Genomic DNA, 21,096 nt, shown 5'->3' with positions numbered 1-21,096 from the left:
GGCTGTACGCACTGCTCGGCTGCGGGGGGATGATGCTGGCCGGTTGCGTGTCCATGCCGAGTAGCGGAGACATCGAAGCGGTTGACCCGTCGCAGCGCACCGACTCGCAGGTCAAGGTCTATGCCGTGCCGCCACGGGAGGGGGCGGCACCCGCCGAGATCGTCGACGGTTTCCTGGAGGCCATGACCAGTGATGATCTGCAGTTCGCCACGGCCAGGAAGTATTTGACGAAGGCCGCGTCGCGAAGCTGGGATCCGGGCACTCGGACGACACTGCTGGCCGACGGCCCCACCCGGCGGGCCGATCCGGCCAATGACCGTGATGCGCCGCAGGTGTCCGCGACGTATCAGCTGAGCGGCACTGAGGTCGCCGTGATCGACAAGCAGCATGTCTACCGGCCGGACGAGGGTAAGTACCGGAACGCCATTCATCTGGTCCGGCAGAACAACAAGGACTGGCGCATCGACGACCTTCCCGCGGGTCTGCTGCTGAGCCTCTCGGACTTCCAGCGCAATTACCACTCCGTCAATAAGTACTACTTTTCCTCCGTCCCGCCGTCCGGAAGTCCGGGCGAGGAAGGAGAAACGGGCGAGGGGTGGCTGGTCGCCGATCCCGTCTACCTGCGCCAAGGCATAGACCCGGAGACGCGGATGGATCCGCTGACGCAGGCCGTCGCCTCGCTTCTGGCGGGCCCGACCAACTGGCTGAAACCGGTGGTGGGCTCCCGGTTCCCCACCGGCACGACCCTGAAGAAGGGCGTCCGGACGCTGACGATCGACGACCGGAACGCGCTGGTGGTGCCGCTCAACGAGAAGGCGTCCGGGGTCGGTCAGGGCCAGTGCAGGAAGATGGCGGCGCAACTGCTCTTCACTGTGCGGGATACGACGTCGATGCGGCTCGACCAGGTGGAGCTGCAGCGTTCGGACGGTTCGCAGCTGTGTGTGCTCAGCGGTGACCAGGCGGCGGACTACACGCCGGACAGGCATACGGGCACTCCGGCGGGCGAGTATTTCGTCGACGCCAAGGGGCGGCTCGTCCGATTGCAGGCGAGCGGGAGCGCCGCCCCCGGCAAGGCCGACCCTGAGCCGGTGCGAGGACCGCTCGGCTCGGGGGACAAACCGTTGAGCACGGTGGCGGTGGCACGCGATGAGCGCCAGGCGGCAGGGGTCTCGAAGAACGGGAGCGTTCTCTCCACGGCGTCGCTCGTCTCGGGCACCGAGCCGGCGCAGTCGCTGTACACCAGCCAGGGCAAGAACGAGAAGGATCGGTTGTCCGCGCCGAGCTGGGACGGGCGCGGCGATCTGTGGGTGGCCGACCGGAACCCGGCCCGTCCGAGGCTGCTGCGTTTCGCCGGGGGGACCGGTGACCCGCAGGAAGTCACGATCGACGGGCTGGACGGGGCCCGCATCCAAAGCCTGCGGATGTCGTCGGACGGGGTGCGGATCGCCCTGCTGCTGTCGCAGAACGGCCACACGGTACTGAAGGTCGGCCGGGTGGTGCGCCAGGGCTCCGGGAGCAAGACGGTCACCGTCGAGGAGCTGCGCCCGGCAGCGCCGCAGATGGCCGACGTGGCCGCCGTGTCCTGGGCCGGTCGGAGCCGCCTCGTGGTGGTCGGGAAGGAGTCCGGCGGCGTGCAGCAGGTGCGTTACATGCAGGTGGACGGCTCGGTTTCGGGGGCGAACACGCTGCCGGGTGCCAACCGGATCACCGCGGTGGCCGCTTCGGACGACGACCGGCTTCCGGTGATGGCGCTCTCGGCCGAGGACGGAATTGTGCGTCTGCCGCTGCGTTCGAATTGGAAAACCGTGGTTGAAGAAGGAACGTCTCCGGTCTACCCGGGATAGCCACCGTGCGTTGTCCACAGGGGTGGATCGAGGTCGGAAAACTCGGCACAGTGGTCGCCATGCGGGAATGGTGGCGGGAAATTTCGGATCTCGTGCTGCCGGTCGCGTGTGGCGGCTGCGGCAGACCTCGCACGGCGCTGTGCCAGGAATGTGCCCGGTCGCTGTACGGCGCTCCGGCTCGCCGGGCGAGACCCGACCCCGAGCCCGCGGGACTGCCCGCGGTGTTCGGGGCGGCGCCGTACGAGGACGCGGTGCGAGCGGTGCTGCTCGCCCACAAGGAGCGGGGCGCTCTGGGGCTTGCCGGGGCTCTCGGCCGAGCGCTCGCCGGCGCGGTGCGGGCCGCTGCCCCGTCCGTGCCCGGTGGTGGGCCGCTGCTGCTGGTGCCGGTGCCGTCGGCGCGCGCCGCGGTCAGGGCACGCGGCCACGATCCGGCGCGCCGGATCGCCTGCGCCGCCTCGCGCGAGCTGCGGAGAACGGGCACCGCGGCCCGTGTTGTCGCGGTGCTCGGACAGTGCAGGACCGTCGCCGACCAGACGGGCCTGGACGCCCGGCAGCGGCTGGCGAATCTGGCCGGCGCGCTGCACGTGGTAGCCGGGGGCGTACGGCTGCTGGAAGCGGGCAGGGTGGTGTTTGTGGACGATCTCATGACGACCGGAGCATCACTGGTGGAGGCGGCTCGTGCGGTACGTGCCGTGGGCAGCCGGGCATTCCCCGGCGGCGGTGAACCGTGCGCCGCTGTGGTCGGCGCCCCGCCCCTTGCTTTCGAAATAAACCGGAACTGATCAGAGGCGTACATCGTTGCAGGTAGTGAGCCGCAAAAAGCACCTGAACGGAGGTACGCGCGAGTAGCGGGTGCCGACACCCGCCCGGGCGAGCTATGTTCGGTTGTGAGGAATGGCGAAAGCCGCGACTCACCAAATGCACGGGCGTGCGCGGACACACTTTCCGGGTTCTGCTGGTTCCACGGAGCTCAGAAGTTGGTGGGGGTGGGGATCTTCCCGACGGGGGAGGAGGAGGTGAAAGTCGCCAAGTCCGAGACTCCGGTGCTCATCGGAGTCTGGTGCAAGAGGGAGTTGCTCCGCCGTTGAGCGGAGTGATCCGGGAACGGAGTTCTGCGTGGACATCGTCGTCAAGGGCCGCAAAACCGAAGTACCCGAGCGGTTCCGCAAGCACGTGGCCGAGAAGCTGAAGCTGGAGAAGATCCAGAAGCTCGACGGCAAGGTGATCAGCCTCGACGTCGAGGTCTCGAAGGAGCACAACCCGCGGCAGGCCGACCGTTCGGACCGAGTGGAGATCACGTTGCACTCCCGAGGCCCGGTCATCCGGGCGGAGGCGGCGGCAGGCGACCCGTACGCAGCGCTTGATCTGGCCACCGGCAAGTTGGAGGCGCGGCTGCGCAAGCAGCACGAGAAGCGTCACAACCGCAGGGGCGTCGGTCGTATGTCGGCTGCCGAGGTCGTCGAGGCAGTGCCGCAGGCGGCGCAGCTCAACGGCAGCGGGGAGCTCGTGGCCGACCGGACGCCGCCCTCCATTCCCACCACCAGGATGGGCTCGCTCGAAGTGCAGGGCGAGGGACCGCTGGTGGTCCGCGAGAAGACCCACGTCGCGGCACCGATGTCTCTCGACCAGGCTCTCTACGAGATGGAGCTGGTCGGGCACGACTTCTATCTGTTCGTCGATGCGGAGACGAAGGAGCCCAGTGTCGTCTACCGGCGGCACGCCTACGATTACGGTGTCATTCACCTGACGACGGACCCGCTCGCCAATGTCGAGGCGGGCGGCGCCGGCGGTGCGCTCGGCGGATGACTTGATGAACCGCGGCGGTGCCCCTGGAAGCGCGAAGCGCACCCAGGGGCACCGCCGCGCGGTGACGGGACCACCGCTCCGCCGCCAGGGCATGAAAGCATGGCGTGACACGCCAATAGGCGCTCTGTGAGCTGCGGTTGGCGCAGAACATGAACTCCGGGCCATGGCCTTCAGGGGGAGGAACGATGGCGGACAGCTTCGGTCCCGTGCACGACGAGGACGAGGGCCGCATGGACCGCACGGATCGCGGCAGTGCGGCAGCACCCGAGGAACCGATCAGGGTTCTGGTGGTGGATGATCACGCTCTTTTCCGTCGTGGTCTGGAGATCGTCCTGGCCGCCGAGGAGGACATCGAGGTGATCGGTGAGGCGGGCGACGGGGCCGAGGCGGTCGACAAGGCCGCCGATCTGCTGCCCGACATCGTGCTGATGGATGTCCGGATGCCCAAGCGCGGCGGCATCGAGGCGTGCACCGCCATCAAGGAGGTGGCGCCCAGCGCGAAGATCATCATGTTGACGATCAGCGACGAGGAGGCCGACCTCTATGAGGCGATCAAGGCGGGGGCCACGGGCTATCTCCTGAAGGAGATCTCGACCGATGAGGTGGCCACCGCGATCCGGGCAGTGGCCGACGGCCAATCGCAGATCAGCCCCTCGATGGCCTCGAAGCTGTTGACCGAGTTCAAGTCGATGATTCAGCGCACCGATGAGCGCAGGCTGGTGCCCGCGCCGCGGCTCACCGAACGTGAGCTGGAAGTGCTGAAGCTGGTGGCCACCGGGATGAACAACCGCGACATCGCGAAGGAGTTGTTCATCTCCGAGAACACCGTGAAGAACCATGTGCGCAACATCCTGGAGAAGCTGCAGCTGCACTCCCGGATGGAGGCCGTGGTGTATGCGATGCGGGAGAAGATCCTCGAGATCCGCTGAGAGATCCGTCGGCCCCGCCGGGCTGCTTCAGGCCGACGCTCCACGCCCGCGGCTTCAGGCCGAGGCCCCACACCGAGCTTCCACGCCCGGGCTTCAGGCCGAGGCGCCCCCCGCCGCCAGCGCTGCGGCGAGCGGCGGGCGCAGCGCCGGCGGGTTGACGCGCTCGATGCGGACGTCCGTGCAGCCGACCCAGCGGGCCGCCTCGGTGAGGGCCTGGGCCATCGGCCGAGCCGCCTTGTGGTTGTCCAGCGAGATCTGCCTGGCCACCAGAGTGGTGCCCTGACGGGCGGGGTCGACCCGGCCGACGAGCCTGCCGCCGGAGAGCAGCGGCATGACGAAGTAGCCGTGCACCCGCTTCGGCTTGGGCACGTACGCCTCCAGGCGGTGGGTGAAGCCGAAGATCCGTTCCGTACGGGCTCGCTCCCAGACCAGCGAGTCGAAGGGTGAGAGCAGCGTCGTGCGGTGGCGGCCGCGAGGCGGGGTCGTCAGGGCTGCCGGGTCTGCCCAGGCGGGCTTGGCCCAGCCCTGCACCGACACGGGAACCAGACCGGAGTCCGCGACGACCGCGTCGAACTGCTCCCCCCTGAGCCGGTGATAGTCCGCGATGTCCGTACGGGTGCCGATGCCCAGCGACTTCCCTGCCAGGAGAACCAGGCGGCGTATGCACTCCCTGTCGTCCAGGTCGTCATGGAGCAGCGCATCGGGGATGGCTCGCTCGGCCAGGTCGTACACCCGCTTCCAGCTGCGTCGCTCGGTGCACACCACCTCGCCGAACATCAGCGCCCGCTCGACCGCGACCTTCGAAGCCGACCAGTCCCACCATTCGCCGCCGTTCTTCGCACCGCCCAGCTCCGTGGCCGTGAGCGGACCCTCGGCGCGCAGCTGCTTGATCACGGTGTCGTACGCACCGTCCGGCAGCTCGTGGTGCCACTGCGGGCGGTCGCGGTACGCCCGGCGGCGGAAGGCGAAATGCGGCCACTCCTCGACGGGCAGGATGCAGGCGGCGTGCGACCAGTACTCGAAGGAGTGGCCTTCGGTCCAGTACGCGTCCTCGACCGTCCTGCGGCCCACCGCCCCGAGCCGGGCGTACGGAATCAACTCGTGTGAGCGGGCCAGCACGGAGATGGTGTCCAGCTGCACCGCGCCCAGGTGGCGCAGCACCCCGCGCACCCCGCCACGCCGGTCCGGTGCGCCGAGGAGCCCCTGGGCGCGCAGGGCGATCCGACGGGCCTCGTCTGCGGAGAGTTCGACGGCTGGAGACGGCACGGAAGTCATGCCCCGAACGATAGAGCGGAGGACTGACATCGACACCGCCGCTGCAGCTCAGCTCGGCTTGTTCTCGGTCGGCAGGTACGCATGCTCCGTCGGCAGCCCCAGATCGGAGGGCAGCAGCGCCCCCACCCAGGCATCTCTGCGGGTGCCCTTGTTCAGCAGGTTCGAGCGCAGCGTCCCCTCGACCCGGAAGCCGGCCTTCTCGGCCACCGCCCGGGAGCCCGTGTTGCCGACCTCGGCCCGCCACTCCAGGCGTTCCACCCCCAGCGTGGAGAGTGACCAGTGCGCCAGTACCGACACCGCCTCGGCCGTGTAGCCGCGGCCCCGCTGCTCCTTCGCCGTCCAGTACCCGATCTCCCAGGTGCCCGGCTGCGAGCGCTGGAAGACGGAGATCGCGCCGTGCAGCGGTCCGCCCTCGCGTGGCAGTACGGCGAATGCCAGGCTGGTGCCGGTTCGCCAGCCGTCCGGCACCAGTTGTCCGACGAACGTCTCCGCGTCCGCACGCCCGTAAGGCGATGGAATGACCGTCCAGCGCTGGATGTCGGGGTCCTGGCAGGCCCGGTGGACGGTTGCGGCGTCCTCGGCCTTGAAGGGGCGCAGCAGCAGGCGCTCCGATGTGAGTATCACGGGGTCCATCACGTGATTCTCCGTCCCGGACCGGGCGGGCGCTATGCCTTTTTCGGGGTCGTCCCGGCACCTTCCGGACGCCTCGGCCGTTGTCCTGGGCGGCAGGCCTCCCGGCGCGGCGGGGTCCTCGCTTACGATGGCCGTTGCCCTACCCAGCCCGAGACACCGTTCGACCCCAGCCCGACCGATGATTTCGACCGGCCCGACCGGCAAGGAGACCAACCCCCGTGTCCGTCTTCAACAAGCTCATGCGTGCAGGCGAAGGAAAGATCCTGCGCAAGCTGCACCGCATTGCGGACCAGGTCAACTCCATCGAAGAGGATTTTGTCAACCTCTCCGACGCCGAGCTGCGGGCCCTCACCGACGAGTACAAGCAGCGGTTCTCCGACGGCGAGAGTCTGGACGACCTGCTTCCCGAGGCGTTCGCCACGGTCCGTGAAGCCGCGAAGCGCGTGCTCGGGCAGCGCCACTACGACGTGCAGATCATGGGTGGCGCCGCTCTGCACCTGGGGATTGTCGCCGAAATGAAGACCGGCGAGGGCAAGACCCTGGTCGGTACGCTGCCCGCTTATCTGAACGCGCTGTCAGGCAAGGGCGTCCACCTAATCACGGTGAACGACTACCTGGCCGAGCGTGACTCCGAGATGATGGGCCGGGTCCACAAGTTCCTCGGCCTCGAGGTCGGCTGCATCCTGGCCAACATGACTCCGGCGCAGCGCCGTGAGCAGTACGGCCGCGACATCACGTACGGCACGAACAACGAGTTCGGCTTCGACTACCTGCGCGACAACATGGCCTGGTCCCAGGACGAGCTCGTCCAGCGTGGCCACAACTACGCCATCGTCGACGAGGTCGACTCCATCCTGGTCGACGAGGCGCGTACGCCGTTGATCATCTCCGGTCCGGCCGACCAGGCCACCAAGTGGTACGGCGACTTCGCCAAGCTGGTCACCCGGCTGACCAAGGGCGAGGCCGGCAACCAGCTCAAGGGCATCGAGGAGACCGGCGACTACGAGGTCGACGAGAAGAAGCGCACCGTGGCCATCCATGAGCCCGGTGTCGCCAAGGTCGAGGACTGGCTCGGCATCGAGAATCTCTACGAGTCGGTCAACACCCCGCTCGTCGGTTACCTCAACAACGCGATCAAGGCCAAGGAGCTCTTCAAGAACGACAAGGACTACGTCGTCATCGACGGCGAAGTCATGATCGTTGACGAGCACACCGGCCGTATCCTCGCCGGCCGCCGCTACAACGAGGGCATGCACCAGGCGATCGAGGCGAAGGAAGGGGTGGACATCAAGGACGAGAACCAGACGCTCGCGACGATCACCCTGCAGAACTTCTTCCGCCTCTACGACAAGCTTTCCGGTATGACCGGTACGGCCATGACCGAGGCCGCCGAGTTCCACCAGATCTACAAGCTCGGCGTGGTCCCGATCCCGACGAACAGGCCGATGGTCCGGGCCGACCAGTCCGACCTGATCTACCGCACCGAGGTCGCCAAGTTCGACGCGGTCGTCGATGACATCGCGGAGAAGCACGAGAAGGGCCAGCCGATCCTGGTCGGCACCACGTCGGTCGAGAAGTCCGAATACCTCTCGCAGCAGCTCTCCAAGCGCGGCGTGCAGCACGAGGTGCTCAACGCCAAGCAGCACGACCGTGAGGCGCCGATCATCGCCCAGGCCGGCCGCAAGGGCGCGGTCACCGTCGCCACCAACATGGCGGGCCGTGGTACGGACATCAAGCTCGGTGGGAATCCGGACGACCTCGCCGAAGCCGAGCTGCGCCAGCGCGGCCTCGACCCGGACGAGAACGTCGAGGAGTGGGCCGCGGCGCTGCCCGCCGCTCTGGAGCGCGCCGAGCGGGCCGTCAAGGCCGAGCACGACGAGGTCAAGGAGCTCGGCGGTCTCTATGTGCTGGGGACCGAACGGCACGAGTCGCGCCGTATCGACAATCAGTTGCGCGGTCGTTCCGGACGACAGGGGGACCCCGGTGAGTCCCGCTTCTACCTGTCGCTCGGCGACGACCTGATGCGTCTGTTCAAGGCGCAGATGGTCGAGCGGGTGATGTCGATGGCCAACGTGCCCGACGACGTACCGATCGAGAACAAGATGGTGACCCGCGCCATCGCCTCCGCCCAGTCCCAGGTCGAGCAGCAGAACTTCGAGACGCGGAAGAACGTCCTGAAGTACGACGAGGTGCTCAACCGGCAGCGTGAGGTCATCTACGGTGAGCGCCGCCGGGTCCTGGAGGGTGAGGACCTGCACGAGCAGGTGCAGCACTTCATGGACGACACCATCGATGCCTACATCCAGGCGGAGACGGTCGAGGGCTTCGCCGAGGAGTGGGACCTGGACCGGCTGTGGAACGCGTTCAAGCAGCTCTACCCGGTGAAGGTCACCGTCGAGGAGCTGGAGGACGCGGCGGGAGACCGTGCGGGGATCACCGGCGACTTCATCGCCGAGTCCATCAAGGACGACATCCACGACCAGTACGCGGACCGGGAGAAGCAGCTCGGCTCCGACATCATGCGTGAGCTGGAGCGGCGTGTGGTGCTCTCCGTGCTGGACCGCAAGTGGCGTGAGCACCTCTACGAGATGGACTATCTCCAGGAGGGCATCGGTCTGCGGGCGATGGCGCAGAAGGACCCGCTGGTGGAATACCAGCGTGAGGGCTTCGACATGTTCAACGCCATGATGGACGGCATCAAGGAGGAGTCCGTCGGCTATCTGTTCAACCTGGAGGTCCAGGTCGAGCAGCAGGTCGAGGAGGTTCCGGTGGAGGCTCCGGCGGCTCAGGAGGCGGCGGACAAGACCTCACTGGACAAGCGGGACGTGGTGCCCGCGGGCGCTCGCCCGGAGATCCGCGCCAAGGGTCTGGACGCCCCGCAACGGCCGGACCGGCTGCATTTCTCGGCTCCCACAGTGGATGGCGACGGCGGTGTCGTCGAGGGCGACTTCGAGAACGAGGACGGCGCGTCGCGCTCCGAGGCGGACGGGCTGACGCGCGCCGAGCGCCGCAAGGCGCAGAAGGGCGGCGGCCGCCGCCGCAAGAAGTAGCGCATCAGCTGCGGCCGGGGTCCGGAACACGACTGGGACCGCAGCAGGCCGGATCGAGCCGGGGCCGGCACCGCAGAGGTGCCGGCCCCGGCTCGCGCTTCAGACCCCCACCCGCTCGCCGCCGAGCTCGATCGCCGCACACCGCCAGCGCAGGTCGGCGCCCTGCTCGAGCCGGAAGGCCATGGCCTGCACGTGCTCGCCGGTGCCGATCCGCGCGAAGGCCTCGATCACGCCGGGCGCCGGCACGAATTCGCCGCAGTGGCGCACGACCGGTCTGATCCCCGGAGCCCGCAGCGGTGTGCCGGGCGCCAGCCTCACCAGCTGGTCGTACGCCTCGCCGATGGTGTGCCCGAGCATCCAGTGCACCGGCCGTTGCCCACTGAGCACCGCGAGGAGCCGCTCGGCGAACCAGTAGTGCGGTTTGAGCCGCCGCCGCTGGCGCGGTGTGGTGCTGGGCCTCTGGTGATCGTGCCTGCCCGCCGGCCTGGTCCGGTCCATGACGTACGCGCCCCGCTCTGCCGGGCCCGGTGTGTTCATACCGGGCGGTAACCTCTGCTGTCCTTCTTCTACGGCCGGGGCGCGGACGCTGGCAAGGAGCGTCATCCCGGGCCGGTGGGGTCGTGAGAGTTCACCTATCCGAGTGACGGGGCGGGGCGCGCAGGCGTGCGTGCCGTATCACCCGTACCCCCTGGGTGGACGGGGCGGTGGCTCGCATGGGCACCCCGAAGGGGGACTCCGTACGTATTCTTGAACGGCCTCCACCTGGGCGCTCGACCGATGAGCGCTCGCACCGACGACGAAAGCGGCCGGCCATGCGCGTGTATGTCCCAACGACCCTCCCCGGCCTCGCGGCGGTGTACGCGGCGGGCGAGCTCGGTCCGGGGCCGCTCACCGCCTATGCGGTCACCCCCGGCCTGCGCGAGTGGTATGTGTCGGACGACATCGAGGAGCTGGAGTACGCCGCGCTCAACCGGGCGGCTTCCGCTTCGCTGAGGCTGCTGGCCGGTGCACCGGACACCGCGCGCCGACGGGTGGTCGTCGCCGTGGACGTGCCCGACCAGGACGCGGTGGCCGACCCGGACCGCGGCCTCGAAGCGAGTGCGCTGGGCGAAGTGCGGATCGCTTCCGCGGTGCCACTGGCCAAGGCCGCCGCCGTGCATGTCGACGCGGACGACGCGGAGGCCGATGTCGCCGCAGCGGCTGCGGCACTGGGGGCCGCGGACCACGGGGACGACGACGCACAGTTCACCGTGGACGGGGCCGAGGACCACGAGCTGCTCTGGTACGGGGTGCAGGAGATCCCGAACCTGATCGGCTGATCCCGTCGGCTGTCAGTGCCGGCGAGTACGGTTCTGCGCATGGGGGAATGGCACGGGGTCGCATTGCACGCGGGCGGAGCACGGGGGACAGAGATGGGCACACCTACGGACGCAGGCATGCGGGCACGCGCCACCCACCTCGTCTGGGACTGGAACGGCACGCTGTTCCACGACATCGACGCGGTGATCGACGCCACCAACGCCTCGTTCGCGGAGGTCGGCCTGGGCCCGATCACGCTGGAGCGTTACCGCGAGCTGTACTGCGTACCGGTTCCGCGGTTCTACGAGCGGTTGATGGGGCGCCTGCCCACGGACGCCGAGTGGAGCGTGATGGACGAGGCGTTTCACCGGCACTACTGGGCGCTCGCCGAGCACGCCCGGCTCGCCGTGGGAGCCGAGCAGTTGCTGACCGACTGGCAGGCCGCGGGGCTGACCCAGTCGTTGTGTTCGCTGGCGCCGCACGACCATCTGATACCGATCGTCCGGACGCACGGTATCGAGCAGCGGTTCATCCGGGTGGACGGCAGGACCGGGTCATCGAGGGCGGGCAAGGCCGAGCAGATGGTGCGCCATCTGGCCGCGCTGGAGGGCGTGGCACCGGAGCAGGTCGTGGTGATCGGCGACGCGGTCGACGACGCCGTGGCGGCTGCCCACGCCGGGGCGCAGGCAGTGCTCTATACGGGCGGCTCGCACAGCCGGGCCGGTCTGGAGGCCGCAGGGGTGCCCGTGGTGGATTCGCTGGCCGATGCCGTGCGGGTGGCCCGCTCTCTGACGGAGTAGCCGGGGAGGGCCGGCGGCCGGTGGACCGCAACTGGCCGAAGCGTCCAAATTCGGCTGCCTGACTTGGACAGATACGGCTCATGACGCCCACCGGTCCGGGAGCGATAGCCTGGGCTCATGATCAGCGCGATATCTCGCGGGGGCATCGACGCCTCTGCCCTGCGCCCGGAGGACCACCGTCTCCGGGCGATCGCTGACACCCCGACCCCGGACCGGCTTCTCAAATTGGCCAATAACGTCACGGGCATCTCTCATGGCGGCATAACGTCGACTTCGACCGGATACCCCGCGTCGTGGTCGTGGCGTTGGACCGCTTCTTTCACCTACGTCACGCAACGGCGCGCGACAGGAGCCAGAGGACATGCAGACCAAGCTGGACGAAGCCAAGGCCGAACTGCTCGCACGCGCGGCCCTGGTAGCTGAGAAGAGCCCGGCCGGAGGGCAATTTCCGAGCGGGGCAACGAGCGGCGAGAGTCCCGACCAGGACGCCGTCCTCGCGTATCTCCAGCGCTACTACCTGCACACCGCCCCGGAGGACGTGGACGACCGCGATCCGGTCGATGTCTTCGGAGCGGCACTCTCGCACTACCGGCTGGCGGAGAAGCGACCGCAGGGCACCGCGAATGTCAGGGTGCACACCCCGACCGTCGAGGAGAACGGCTGGACCTGCAGCCACTCGGTCGTCGAAGTGGTCACCGACGACATGCCCTTCCTTGTGGACTCGGTCACCAATGAGCTGTCCCGCCAGGGCCGCGGCATTCATGTGGTGATCCACCCGCAGGTTCTGGTCCGCCGGGACCTCACCGGCAAGCTCCTCCAGGTGCTCGACAAGGGCGAGAAGATCCAGGGCGTGCACGACGCACTCGTGGAGTCCTGGATCCATGTCGAGATCGACCGGGAGACCGATCGCTCCGATCTGAAGCAGATCACCGACGATCTGCTGCGGGTGCTCTCGGACGTCCGGGAGGCGGTCGAGGACTGGGAGAAGATGCGCGACTCCGCGCTGCGCATCGCCGATGAGCTGCCTGCCGAGCCGACCGCGGATGATCTGCCCGACGAGGAGGTCGAGGAGGCCCGTGAGCTGCTCCGCTGGCTCGCCACCGATCACTTCACCTTCCTCGGATACCGCGAGTACGCGCTGACCGAGGACGACTCGCTCGCCGCGGTGGCGGGCACCGGTCTGGGCATCCTGCGCTCCGACCCGCACCACAGCACCGAGGACACACACCCCGTGTCGCCCTCCTTCGGCCGCCTCCCGGCGGATGCCCGCGCGAAGGCCCGTGAGCACCGGCTGCTGGTGCTCACCAAGGCCAACAGCCGCTCGACGGTCCACCGCCGTAGCTACCTCGACTACGTCGGAGTGAAGAAGTTCGACGCCAAGGGCAACGTGGTCGGCGAGCGCCGCTTCCTCGGTCTCTTCTCGTCGGCCGCGTACACCGAGTCCGTGCGCCGGGTGCCCGTCATTCGCCGCAAGGTCGCCGAAGTGCTGGAAGGTGCCGGCTTCACGCCCAACAGCCATGACGGCCGTGATCTGATGCAGATCCTGGAGACGTACCCGCGCGACGAGCTCTTCCAGACGCCCGTCGACCAGCTGCGCTCCATCGTCACCAGCGTGCTGTACCTCCAGGAGCGGCGCAGGCTGCGGCTGTATCTCCGCCGGGACGAATACGGGCGCTACTACTCCGCGCTGATCTATCTGCCGCGCGACCGCTACACCACCGGTGTGCGGCTGCGGCTCATCGACATCCTCAAGGAGGAGCTCGGCGGCACCAACGTCGACTTCACCGCCTGGAACACCGAGTCGATCCTCTCCCGCCTGCACTTCGTGGTGCGGGTACCGGTGGGCACGGAGCTGCCCCAGCTCACCGACGCCGATACCGAACGCATCGAGAAGCGTCTGGTCGAAGCCGCTCGTTCCTGGGCCGACGGCTTCTCCGAGGCGCTGAACGCCGAGTGCGGCGAGGAGCGCGCGGCCGAGTTGCTGCGTCGTTACGGTCAGGCCTTCACCGAGGGGTACAAGGCAGACCACTCGCCGCGCGCCGCGGTGGCCGACCTCGGCCACCTGGAACAGCTGACGCAGGGCGAGCAGGACTTCGCGCTCTCGCTGTACGAGCCGGTCGGCGCCGCCCCCGGAGAGCGCCGCTTCAAGATCTACCGGGCCGGCACCCAGGTCTCGCTGTCGGCGGTGCTGCCGGCGCTCCAGAAGCTGGGTGTCGAGGTCACCGACGAGCGCCCCTACGAGCTGCGCTGCGCGGACCGCACGCATGCCTGGATCTACGACTTCGGGCTCCGGCTGCCGCAGCCGCTGGCCGGCGGGGGCGGCAGCGACCTGCTCGGCGACGACGCGCGCGACCGCTTCCAGGATGCCTTCGCCGCCACCTGGACCGGGCAGGCGGAGAACGACGGCTTCAACGCTCTGGTGCTGGGCGCCGGGCTGACCTGGCGGCAGGCGATGGTGCTGCGCGCCTACGCCAAGTACCTGCGCCAGGCCGGGTCCACCTTCAGCCAGGACTACATGGAGGACACCCTCTGCACCAACGTCCACACCACCAGGCTGCTGGTCTCCCTCTTCGAGGCGCGGATGGCCCCGCACCGCCAGCGGGCCGGCACCGAGCTGATCGACGGACTGCTCGAAGAGCTTGAAGGCGCCCTGGACCAGGTGGCGAGCTTGGACGAGGACCGGATCCTGCGGTCCTTCCTCACGGTCATCAAGGCCACCCTGCGAACCAACTACTTCCAGAGCGCCGGCGGCAGGGTACAGAGCGCGAGCGGCGGAAGCGGGAACACGGGTCAGAGCGCCGGCGGGGGAAGCAAGGGCGACGGTGCGGTGGCGAAGGCCGGCGAGCCGCACGCCTACGTCTCGATGAAGTTCGACCCGCAGGCCATCCCCGACCTGCCCGCGCCCCGTCCGGCGTACGAGATCTGGGTGTACTCGCCCCGCGTCGAGGGTGTGCACCTGCGTTTCGGCAAGGTCGCCCGCGGTGGTCTGCGCTGGTCCGACCGGCGCGAGGACTTCCGTACGGAGATCCTCGGCCTGGTCAAGGCCCAGATGGTGAAGAACACCGTCATCGTGCCGGTGGGTGCCAAGGGCGGCTTCGTCGCCAAGCAGCTGCCGGATCCTTCGGTGGACCGGGATGCCTGGCTCGCCGAAGGCATCGCCGCCTACAAGATGTTCATCTCCGCGCTGCTCGACATCACCGACAACCTGGTGGCGGGTGAGGTCGTACCCCCCGCCGACGTGGTTCGCCATGACGGGGACGACACCTATCTCGTGGTCGCCGCCGACAAGGGCACCGCGACCTTCTCCGACATCGCCAACGAAGTCGCCGGCTCCTACGACTTCTGGCTGGGCGACGCCTTCGCCTCCGGCGGCTCCGCCGGTTACGACCACAAGGGCATGGGCATCACCGCACGTGGCGCCTGGGAGTCCGTCAAGCGGCACTTCAGGGAGCTGGGCCACGACACCCAGTCCGAGGACTTCACCACCGTCGGTGTCGGGGACATGTCCGGTGACGTCTTCGGCAACGGGATGCTGCTCTCCGAGCACATCCGCCTGGTCGCGGCCTTCGACCACCGGCACATCTTCATCGATCCGACCCCCGACGCGGCCACCTCGTACACGGAGCGGCGGCGGCTGTTCGACCTCCCGCGTTCCTCGTGGGCGGACTACGACAAGAGCCTGCTGTCGGCGGGCGGCGGCATCCACCCCCGTTCGGCCAAGTCGATCCCGGTCAACGCGCACATGCGCGAAGCGCTCGGTATTGAGCCGGGCGTGGTCAAGCTGACGCCGGCCGACCTGATGAAGGCCATCCTCAAGGCCCCGGTGGACCTGCTGTGGAACGGCGGCATCGGTACGTATGTGAAGTCCTCCGCGGAGTCGCACGCCGAGGTCGGCGACAAGGCGAACGACGCGATCCGGGTCGATGGTGTGGACGTGCGCGCCAAGGTCATCGGCGAGGGCGGCAACCTGGGGCTGACCCAGCTCGGCCGCATCGAGTACGCCAGGTCCGGCGCCGACGGCTCGGGCGGCAGCTGCAACACCGACGCCATCGACAACAGCGCGGGCGTGGATACCTCCGACCACGAGGTGAACATCAAGATCCTGCTGAACGGCCTGGTCACCGACGGCGATCTGACCGTCAAGCAGCGCAACAAGATCCTCGCCGGAATGACGGACGAGGTCGGCCGGCTGGTGCTGCGCAACAACTACGCGCAGAACACCGCACTCGCCAACGCCGAGGCCCAGGCTCCCTCGCTGCTCCACGCCCACCAGCGCGTCATGCGCCGACTGGCCAGGGACGGCCACCTGGACAGGGCGCTGGAGTTCCTGCCGACCGACCGGCAGATCCGTGAACTCCTCAATGCCGGCAAGGGCCTGAGCCAGCCCGAGCTCGCGGTGCTGCTCGCCTACACCAAGATCACGGCCGCTCAGGAGCTGATCACCACCGATCTGCCGGATGCCCCGTATCTGCAGGATCTGGTGCACCGCTACTTCCCCCAGGAGCTGCGCGATCGCTACCCCGAAGCGATCGCCGGACATGCGCTGCGCCGCGAGATCATCACCACGGTGCTGGTCAACGACACGGTGAACAGCGGAGGTTCGACCTTCTTGCACCGGCTGCGGGAGGAGACCGGCGCATCGATCGAGGAGATCGTGCGGGCCCAGTTCGCGGCCCGGGAGATCTTCGGTCTCGCCCAGGTCTGGGACGCCGTGGAGGAGCTCGACTCCAAGGTCGATGCCGATGTCCAGACCCGCATCCGGCTGCACTCGCGCCGACTGGTCGAGCGCGGCGCCCGGTGGCTGCTCGGCCACCGCCCGCAGCCGCTGGAGCTCAGTGACACCATCGACTTCTTCACCCAAGGGGTGGAGCAGGTCCGGTCCGAGCTGCCGAACCTGCTCAAGGGGGTCGACCTGGAGTGGTACGAGCGCATCCTCGGCACACTGACCGAGGTGGGGGTTCCGGAGGAGCTGGCGCGCCGGGTGGCCGGGTTCTCGTCCGCCTTCCCCACACTCGACATCGTGGCGATCGCGGACCGCACGGGTACCGGGCCGATGGCGGTCGCCGAGGTGTACTACGACCTCGCCGACCGGCTGACGATCACCAAGCTGATGGACCGGATCAGCGAGCTGCCGCGGGCCGACCGCTGGCAGTCCATGGCCCGTGCCTCCATCCGTGAGGACCTGTACGCGGTGCATGGCGGGCTCACCCAGGACGTGCTGTCGGTGGGTGACGAGTCGGCGTCCCCGGAGGAGCGGTACAAGGCCTGGGAGGAGAAGAACGCGTCGATCCTGGGGCGTTCGCGCTCCACGCTGGAGGAGATCCACTCCTCGGACGCGTTCGACCTGGCGAATCTGTCGGTCGCCATGCGGACCATGCGGACCCTGCTGCGTACGCACGTGTAATGCGGCGGCTGACCCGCGGCCGACGCTGACGAGCGTCCGACGGCGGCTTTCGCAGCCCGGCCCCGCCTGGTGGTCCAACCAGGCGGGGCCGGGCTGTGCTGTCTGCGGGCGGTGTCCTATTTCCTGGTGTAGTTCTCGTATGCGGCGATGACCTCGGCGGCCGGACCGTCCATCCGCACGGTCCCCGACTCCAGCCAGATGGCCCGTTCGCAGCTGTCGGTGATCGACTTGTTGCTGTGGCTGACCAGGAAGACGGTGCCGGCCTCCGCTCGCAGCTCCTCGATGCGCCGGCGGCTCCGGTTCTGGAACTTCGCGTCGCCGGTGGACAGCGCCTCGTCGATCATCAGTACGTCGTGGCTCTTGGCCGCGGCGATCGAGAAGCGCAGCCGGGCGCCCATGCCGGACGAGTACGTCCGCATCGGCAGCGAGATGAAGTCGCCCTTCTCGTTGATCCCGGAGAAGTCGACGATGTCCGGGTAGCGCTCGCGTACCTCTTCCCGGCTCATGCCCATCGCGAGTCCGCCGAGGATCACATTGCGTTCGCCGGTCAGATCGCTCATCAGCGCGGCGTTGACCCCGAGCAGTGACGGCTGGCCCTGGGTGAAGACCCGCCCGCGGGCGGGCGGGAGCAGTCCGGCGATGGCTTTCAGCAGGGTGGACTTGCCTGAGCCGTTCGAGCCGATCAGGCCGATCGCCTCTCCCCGGTGGGCGACGAAGCTGACGCCCTTGACGGCGTGCACCTCGCGTACGCCGGGGCGGGGTTTGCGGCTGACGATCCGGTTCAGCGCCGAGGTCGCGGTGCCCTTGCCGGCTCCGCTGCCGTACACCTTGTAGACGATATGGACGTCGTCGACGATCACTGTGGGGGCCGGTGAGCCGTTCTCAGCCACGTCCGTACTGCTCCTCTGCCTGCCAGAAATAGATGAAGCCGCCCACTCCGGCAACGGCCGCCCAGCCGATGGCGAGGGCCCAGACGTGCGGGGGGAGCTGGGAGGCGGTGAAGCTGTCGACGAGCGCGAAGCGCACCAGGTCGATGTAGACGGCGGCCGGGTTGGTCTGCAGCGCCAGCAGCACGATATGCGGGAGGTGGTCGCTGGCCAGCACTTTCTTGATGCTCCACATCACACCCGAGACGTACATCCAGGTGCGCATGATGAAGGGCATCAGCTGGGAGATGTCCGGCGTCTTGGCGGCCAGCCGGGCCATGATCATGGACAGCCCGGTGTTGAACACCGTCTGCAGGGCAAGCGCGGGGACCGCGAGCAGCCAGGCCGGCTTCGGGTATTCACCGAAGCAGACCAGGATGACGATCAGCGCGCCCATCGAGAAGAGCAGTTGCTGAAACTGCTGGACGGCGTAGGCGATGGGCAGTGAGGCGCGCGGGAAGTGCAGGGCGCGCACCAGTCCCAGGCTGCCGCTGATGGCGCGGGTGCCGGTCTGGATCGAGTTGTTGGTGAAGGTCCAGATGAAGACGCCGGTGACCAGGAACGGGATGAAGTCGGGGACGCCCCGGCTGGTGCCGAGCAGTACCCCGAAGATGAAGTAGTAGACGGCTGCGTTCAGCAGCGGCGTCATGATCTGCCAGATCTGGCCCAGCTTGGCCTGGCTGTACTGCGCGGTCAGCCGGGCCGTCGCGAAGGCAGTGATGAAGTGCCTGCGGCTCCAGACCTGGCGGATGTACGCACCGAGGGGCGGCCGTGCGCCGCTGACGGTCAGACCGTGGGCGGCGGCCAGTTCAGCCGGGCTCCGGGGGTCCGGCTGCGGGGGGATCTTCGGGGCCTGCGCCTGTGGCGCGGGCCTGGCCGGGGCGGTGTTGGGGCTCACGGCAGTCGCTTTCGACGGGGGAGGGAGGGCGGGGCGACGGGAGCATGGCGATAGATGACGTGGGGACGGACCCGTATCGTCGTAACGCTGACAGTAAGACCCCGTGGCGTCGAAACGCAACCGTTGCGTCGTCACGTAACATCGCCGGTATGACTTCCAGCGCTCCCCGTCCGCCCCGCCGAGTCCCCGCAGGAGCCGCCGTGCTCCGGGAGGATGTGACGGAGGCGATCCGCGCAGCCGTCTTCGAGGAGCTGGCCGCGGTGGGCTTCTCCCGGATGTCGATCGAGGGCATCGCACGCCGCGCGGGTGTCGGCAAGACCGCCGTCTACCGCCGTTGGAAGTCCAAGCTGCACCTGGTGCTCGACCTGGTCACCGCGTTCGCGGCGCAGGGGCTGCCGGCGCCGGCGACCGGTTCGCTGTACGGAGATGTGCGCGCGCTCCTGGCAGTGGCCTCGCACGCGCTGCGCCACCCCGTCGCCTCCCAGGTCATCCCCGACCTGCTGGTCGAGGCGGCACGTCAGCCGGCGATCGCGGACGCCATCAAAGCGGCGCTGCTCGACCCGCAGAAGGGGGTGGCCGCTGCGGTGGTCCGGGATGCGGTCGCCCGCGGCGAGCTCCCCGGGGGAACGGACCCCGAGCGGGCGCTCGAGCTGATCGTCGGGCCGCTGTACTGGCGGCTCGTGGTGGTCAGGGACGGCCTCCCCAAGGGTTACCTGGACGGTCTCGCGGCGGCGGCGGTGGCGGGGCTCAAGGCCTGAACCGGCACCGCCCCCGCCGCCGCGCCGGCGCGGGCGGGGTGGGTGGGGTGGGTGGTGCGCTGGTCCGGTTGGAGCCGTGGCGCGTGACCTGGGCGAGGCCATCGGCGTTGCGCTTGTTCATGCAACGACTTTCCTATCCCGCCGTTCGCCGGCCCCGCTCGCTCGTCGTATGGTTCCTTCTCATCGCCGCGGTGTTCGCGCTCACCCAGCTGTTCCAGGTCACCGGCCGGGCGTCGCCGGACACGCGTCACTACGTGTCGTACAGCCTGATGCTGTCGGGGCAGAGCCGTGAGCAGGCGGCCGCCCACACCATCGACTTCTACTGTGCGAGTCAGCGGGCCAGGGGTGCGCAGGCGGATCGGCTGGACCTGAAGAAGTTCACCGAGCCGGGCCATGGTGAGCGTTCCTACCGGGCCTGCCGCAAGGACGCCGAGAACAGGGTGCGCACGGTCACCGAGCAGGGCGGTGTGTCCGGCTACATGTCACTGTTCGCGACGCCGCGGATGTCCGCGATCTTCGTGGCGCGTCCCGCGTACCCCGCCTTCCTGGTGCCGTTCATCGCTGTTCTGGGGGTCACCTGGGGACTGTGGGCCGCCGCGATCGCCGTCACGGTGGCTGCCAGTGCCCTGGTCGTGGCGGTACTGCGCACCTTGGGGGCCGGTGCGCCTGTCGCGCTCGCCGGTCAGGTTCTCTACTACGTGCTGCCGATCGGGGCACAGTCCATGCGGCCGATGACCGAGGGTTTGATGCTGGTGGGCGTGCTGACCGTGGTGCTGGGCTGCGTGGGCGTGCTGTACCGGCCCGAGCGTTCCCGGCGGTGGATGTGGGCCGCCGCTGCCGGCTTCGCGCTGGCGGCGGCGGCCAAGTACTCCCAGACGTTGCTGCTCGCGGACTGTCTGGCGTTGTCCCTGCTCGGCGTCGCTGCGGTACGCCGCTCCCGGGGCCGTCCGGTGCCCCGGAACCTGACGCTGCTTCTCGGGTTGTGCGCGGGGGTGGCCGTACTGGTGCAGACCGGCATCGGGGTGCTGCATCTGCCGACCACCCGGGACAGCATGCAGGACCTGTTGGCGTTCCATTTCAGCCGTCCGGACGTCACCGACCCCTGGCACCGCTTCCTGCTGCTGAACCGCAACTTCTGGACCGAATGGCTGCGTGATCAGTGCGTCGAGCCGTTGACGGTGGCCCTGCTCGCGACCGGGATCTGGGGCGCACTGCGCCGGGGGCGCGCCCTCGCGGCGGTGGCGCTGGCCGTGGGAATCGCCGGACTGGTCAACCAGGCGGGACACCCCGACGTGTCGGTGGGTCCCCGGCTGATGGTGCTCGTGTGGGTACTGCCTGTGGTCGGACTGCCCCTGCTGTGGGCGGGGCGGCGGGCGTCCGGGCAGGCGCCCGGGGGCATGGTGGCGCGGCAGAGTCAGGCCCAGTGGCCGGATCCGGGCGTGCTGGCGGCCCGGCAGGACGTCTGAGGACGCGG

General features: G+C 68.8%; 15 protein-coding genes. 10 read left to right on the top strand and 5 right to left on the bottom strand.

What is annotated here, in order from left to right; all coding sequences use genetic code 11:
• Positions 1-29 precede the first annotated feature (29 nt).
• From AB0M87_RS07645 to AB0M87_RS07630, 4 genes are all read left to right on the top strand, one after another.
• Entirely contained in the window at positions 30-1,844 is a 1,815-nt protein-coding gene (locus tag AB0M87_RS07645) for an LpqB family beta-propeller domain-containing protein (protein WP_365850993.1), read from the top strand.
• Between the two features lie 59 nt (positions 1,845-1,903).
• Complete coding sequence (locus AB0M87_RS07640) at positions 1,904-2,626, top strand: ComF family protein (RefSeq protein WP_365850930.1); 723 nt, start codon at positions 1,904-1,906, stop codon at positions 2,624-2,626.
• A gap of 334 nt (positions 2,627-2,960) precedes the next feature.
• Entirely contained in the window at positions 2,961-3,650 is a 690-nt protein-coding gene (gene raiA / locus AB0M87_RS07635; protein ID WP_365850929.1) for a ribosome-associated translation inhibitor RaiA, read from the top strand.
• Positions 3,651-3,835: 185 nt separating this feature from the next.
• Complete coding sequence (locus AB0M87_RS07630; RefSeq protein WP_365850928.1) at positions 3,836-4,579, top strand: response regulator transcription factor; 744 nt, start codon at positions 3,836-3,838, stop codon at positions 4,577-4,579.
• A 93-nt stretch (positions 4,580-4,672) separates the two neighbouring features.
• On the opposite strand, the gene AB0M87_RS07625 is transcribed toward AB0M87_RS07630, so the two are convergent.
• Together AB0M87_RS07625 and AB0M87_RS07620 are read right to left on the bottom strand one after the other, a co-directional pair.
• Entirely contained in the window at positions 4,673-5,854 is a 1,182-nt protein-coding gene (locus tag AB0M87_RS07625) for a crosslink repair DNA glycosylase YcaQ family protein (protein ID WP_365850926.1), read from the bottom strand.
• Between the two features lie 48 nt (positions 5,855-5,902).
• On the bottom strand, positions 5,903-6,487 hold the full coding sequence (locus tag AB0M87_RS07620; RefSeq protein WP_365850925.1) for a GNAT family N-acetyltransferase: 585 nt from the start codon (positions 6,485-6,487) through the stop codon (positions 5,903-5,905).
• Positions 6,488-6,705: 218 nt separating this feature from the next.
• Here AB0M87_RS07620 and secA point away from each other — a divergent pair, with 218 nt between their 5' ends.
• Positions 6,706-9,537, top strand: a complete 2,832-nt coding sequence (gene secA / locus AB0M87_RS07615; protein WP_365850923.1) for a preprotein translocase subunit SecA — start codon at positions 6,706-6,708, stop codon at positions 9,535-9,537.
• A 99-nt stretch (positions 9,538-9,636) separates the two neighbouring features.
• On the opposite strand, the gene AB0M87_RS07610 is transcribed toward secA, so the two are convergent.
• A complete protein-coding gene (locus tag AB0M87_RS07610) occupies positions 9,637-10,074 on the bottom strand; it encodes an Rv3235 family protein (RefSeq protein WP_365850922.1) in 438 nt (145 codons plus the stop codon).
• A 275-nt stretch (positions 10,075-10,349) separates the two neighbouring features.
• Between AB0M87_RS07610 and AB0M87_RS07605 the strand changes: the two genes are divergently transcribed.
• The 3 genes from AB0M87_RS07605 (at position 10,350) to AB0M87_RS07595 (ending at position 17,040) form a co-directional block, all read left to right on the top strand.
• Complete coding sequence (locus AB0M87_RS07605; RefSeq protein ID WP_365850920.1) at positions 10,350-10,856, top strand: hypothetical protein; 507 nt, start codon at positions 10,350-10,352, stop codon at positions 10,854-10,856.
• A gap of 117 nt (positions 10,857-10,973) precedes the next feature.
• Positions 10,974-11,636: an HAD family hydrolase gene (locus AB0M87_RS07600; protein WP_365850919.1), complete on the top strand. Its 663-nt coding sequence runs from the start codon at positions 10,974-10,976 to the stop codon at positions 11,634-11,636.
• Between the two features lie 361 nt (positions 11,637-11,997).
• Positions 11,998-17,040 carry an NAD-glutamate dehydrogenase gene (locus AB0M87_RS07595; protein ID WP_365850917.1) on the top strand — a complete coding sequence of 1,681 codons (5,043 nt, stop codon included), beginning with the start codon at positions 11,998-12,000 and terminating at the stop codon, positions 17,038-17,040.
• 116 nt (positions 17,041-17,156) lie between these two features.
• On the opposite strand, the gene AB0M87_RS07590 is transcribed toward AB0M87_RS07595, so the two are convergent.
• Positions 17,157-17,930 carry an ABC transporter ATP-binding protein gene (locus AB0M87_RS07590; RefSeq protein WP_365850916.1) on the bottom strand — a complete coding sequence of 258 codons (774 nt, stop codon included), beginning with the start codon at positions 17,928-17,930 and terminating at the stop codon, positions 17,157-17,159.
• On the bottom strand, positions 17,923-18,810 hold the full coding sequence (locus tag AB0M87_RS07585; protein ID WP_365850991.1) for an ABC transporter permease: 888 nt from the start codon (positions 18,808-18,810) through the stop codon (positions 17,923-17,925). The genes AB0M87_RS07590 and AB0M87_RS07585 overlap by 8 nt, the downstream gene beginning before the upstream one ends.
• Positions 18,811-19,013: 203 nt before the next feature.
• Here AB0M87_RS07585 and AB0M87_RS07580 point away from each other — a divergent pair, with 203 nt between their 5' ends.
• Both AB0M87_RS07580 and AB0M87_RS07575 read left to right on the top strand, forming a co-directional pair.
• On the top strand, positions 19,014-19,622 hold the full coding sequence (locus tag AB0M87_RS07580) for a TetR/AcrR family transcriptional regulator (protein WP_365850914.1): 609 nt from the start codon (positions 19,014-19,016) through the stop codon (positions 19,620-19,622).
• A gap of 119 nt (positions 19,623-19,741) precedes the next feature.
• Positions 19,742-21,088 carry a hypothetical protein gene (locus tag AB0M87_RS07575; RefSeq protein ID WP_365850912.1) on the top strand — a complete coding sequence of 449 codons (1,347 nt, stop codon included), beginning with the start codon at positions 19,742-19,744 and terminating at the stop codon, positions 21,086-21,088.
• Positions 21,089-21,096 lie beyond the last annotated feature (8 nt).

This window comes from Streptomyces sp. NPDC051320, from assembly GCF_040682175.1.
GTDB lineage: Bacteria > Actinomycetota > Actinomycetes > Streptomycetales > Streptomycetaceae > Streptomyces.
The sequence above is the reverse complement of the archived record's forward strand: the minus strand, read 5'-3'. Positions and strand labels throughout refer to the sequence as shown.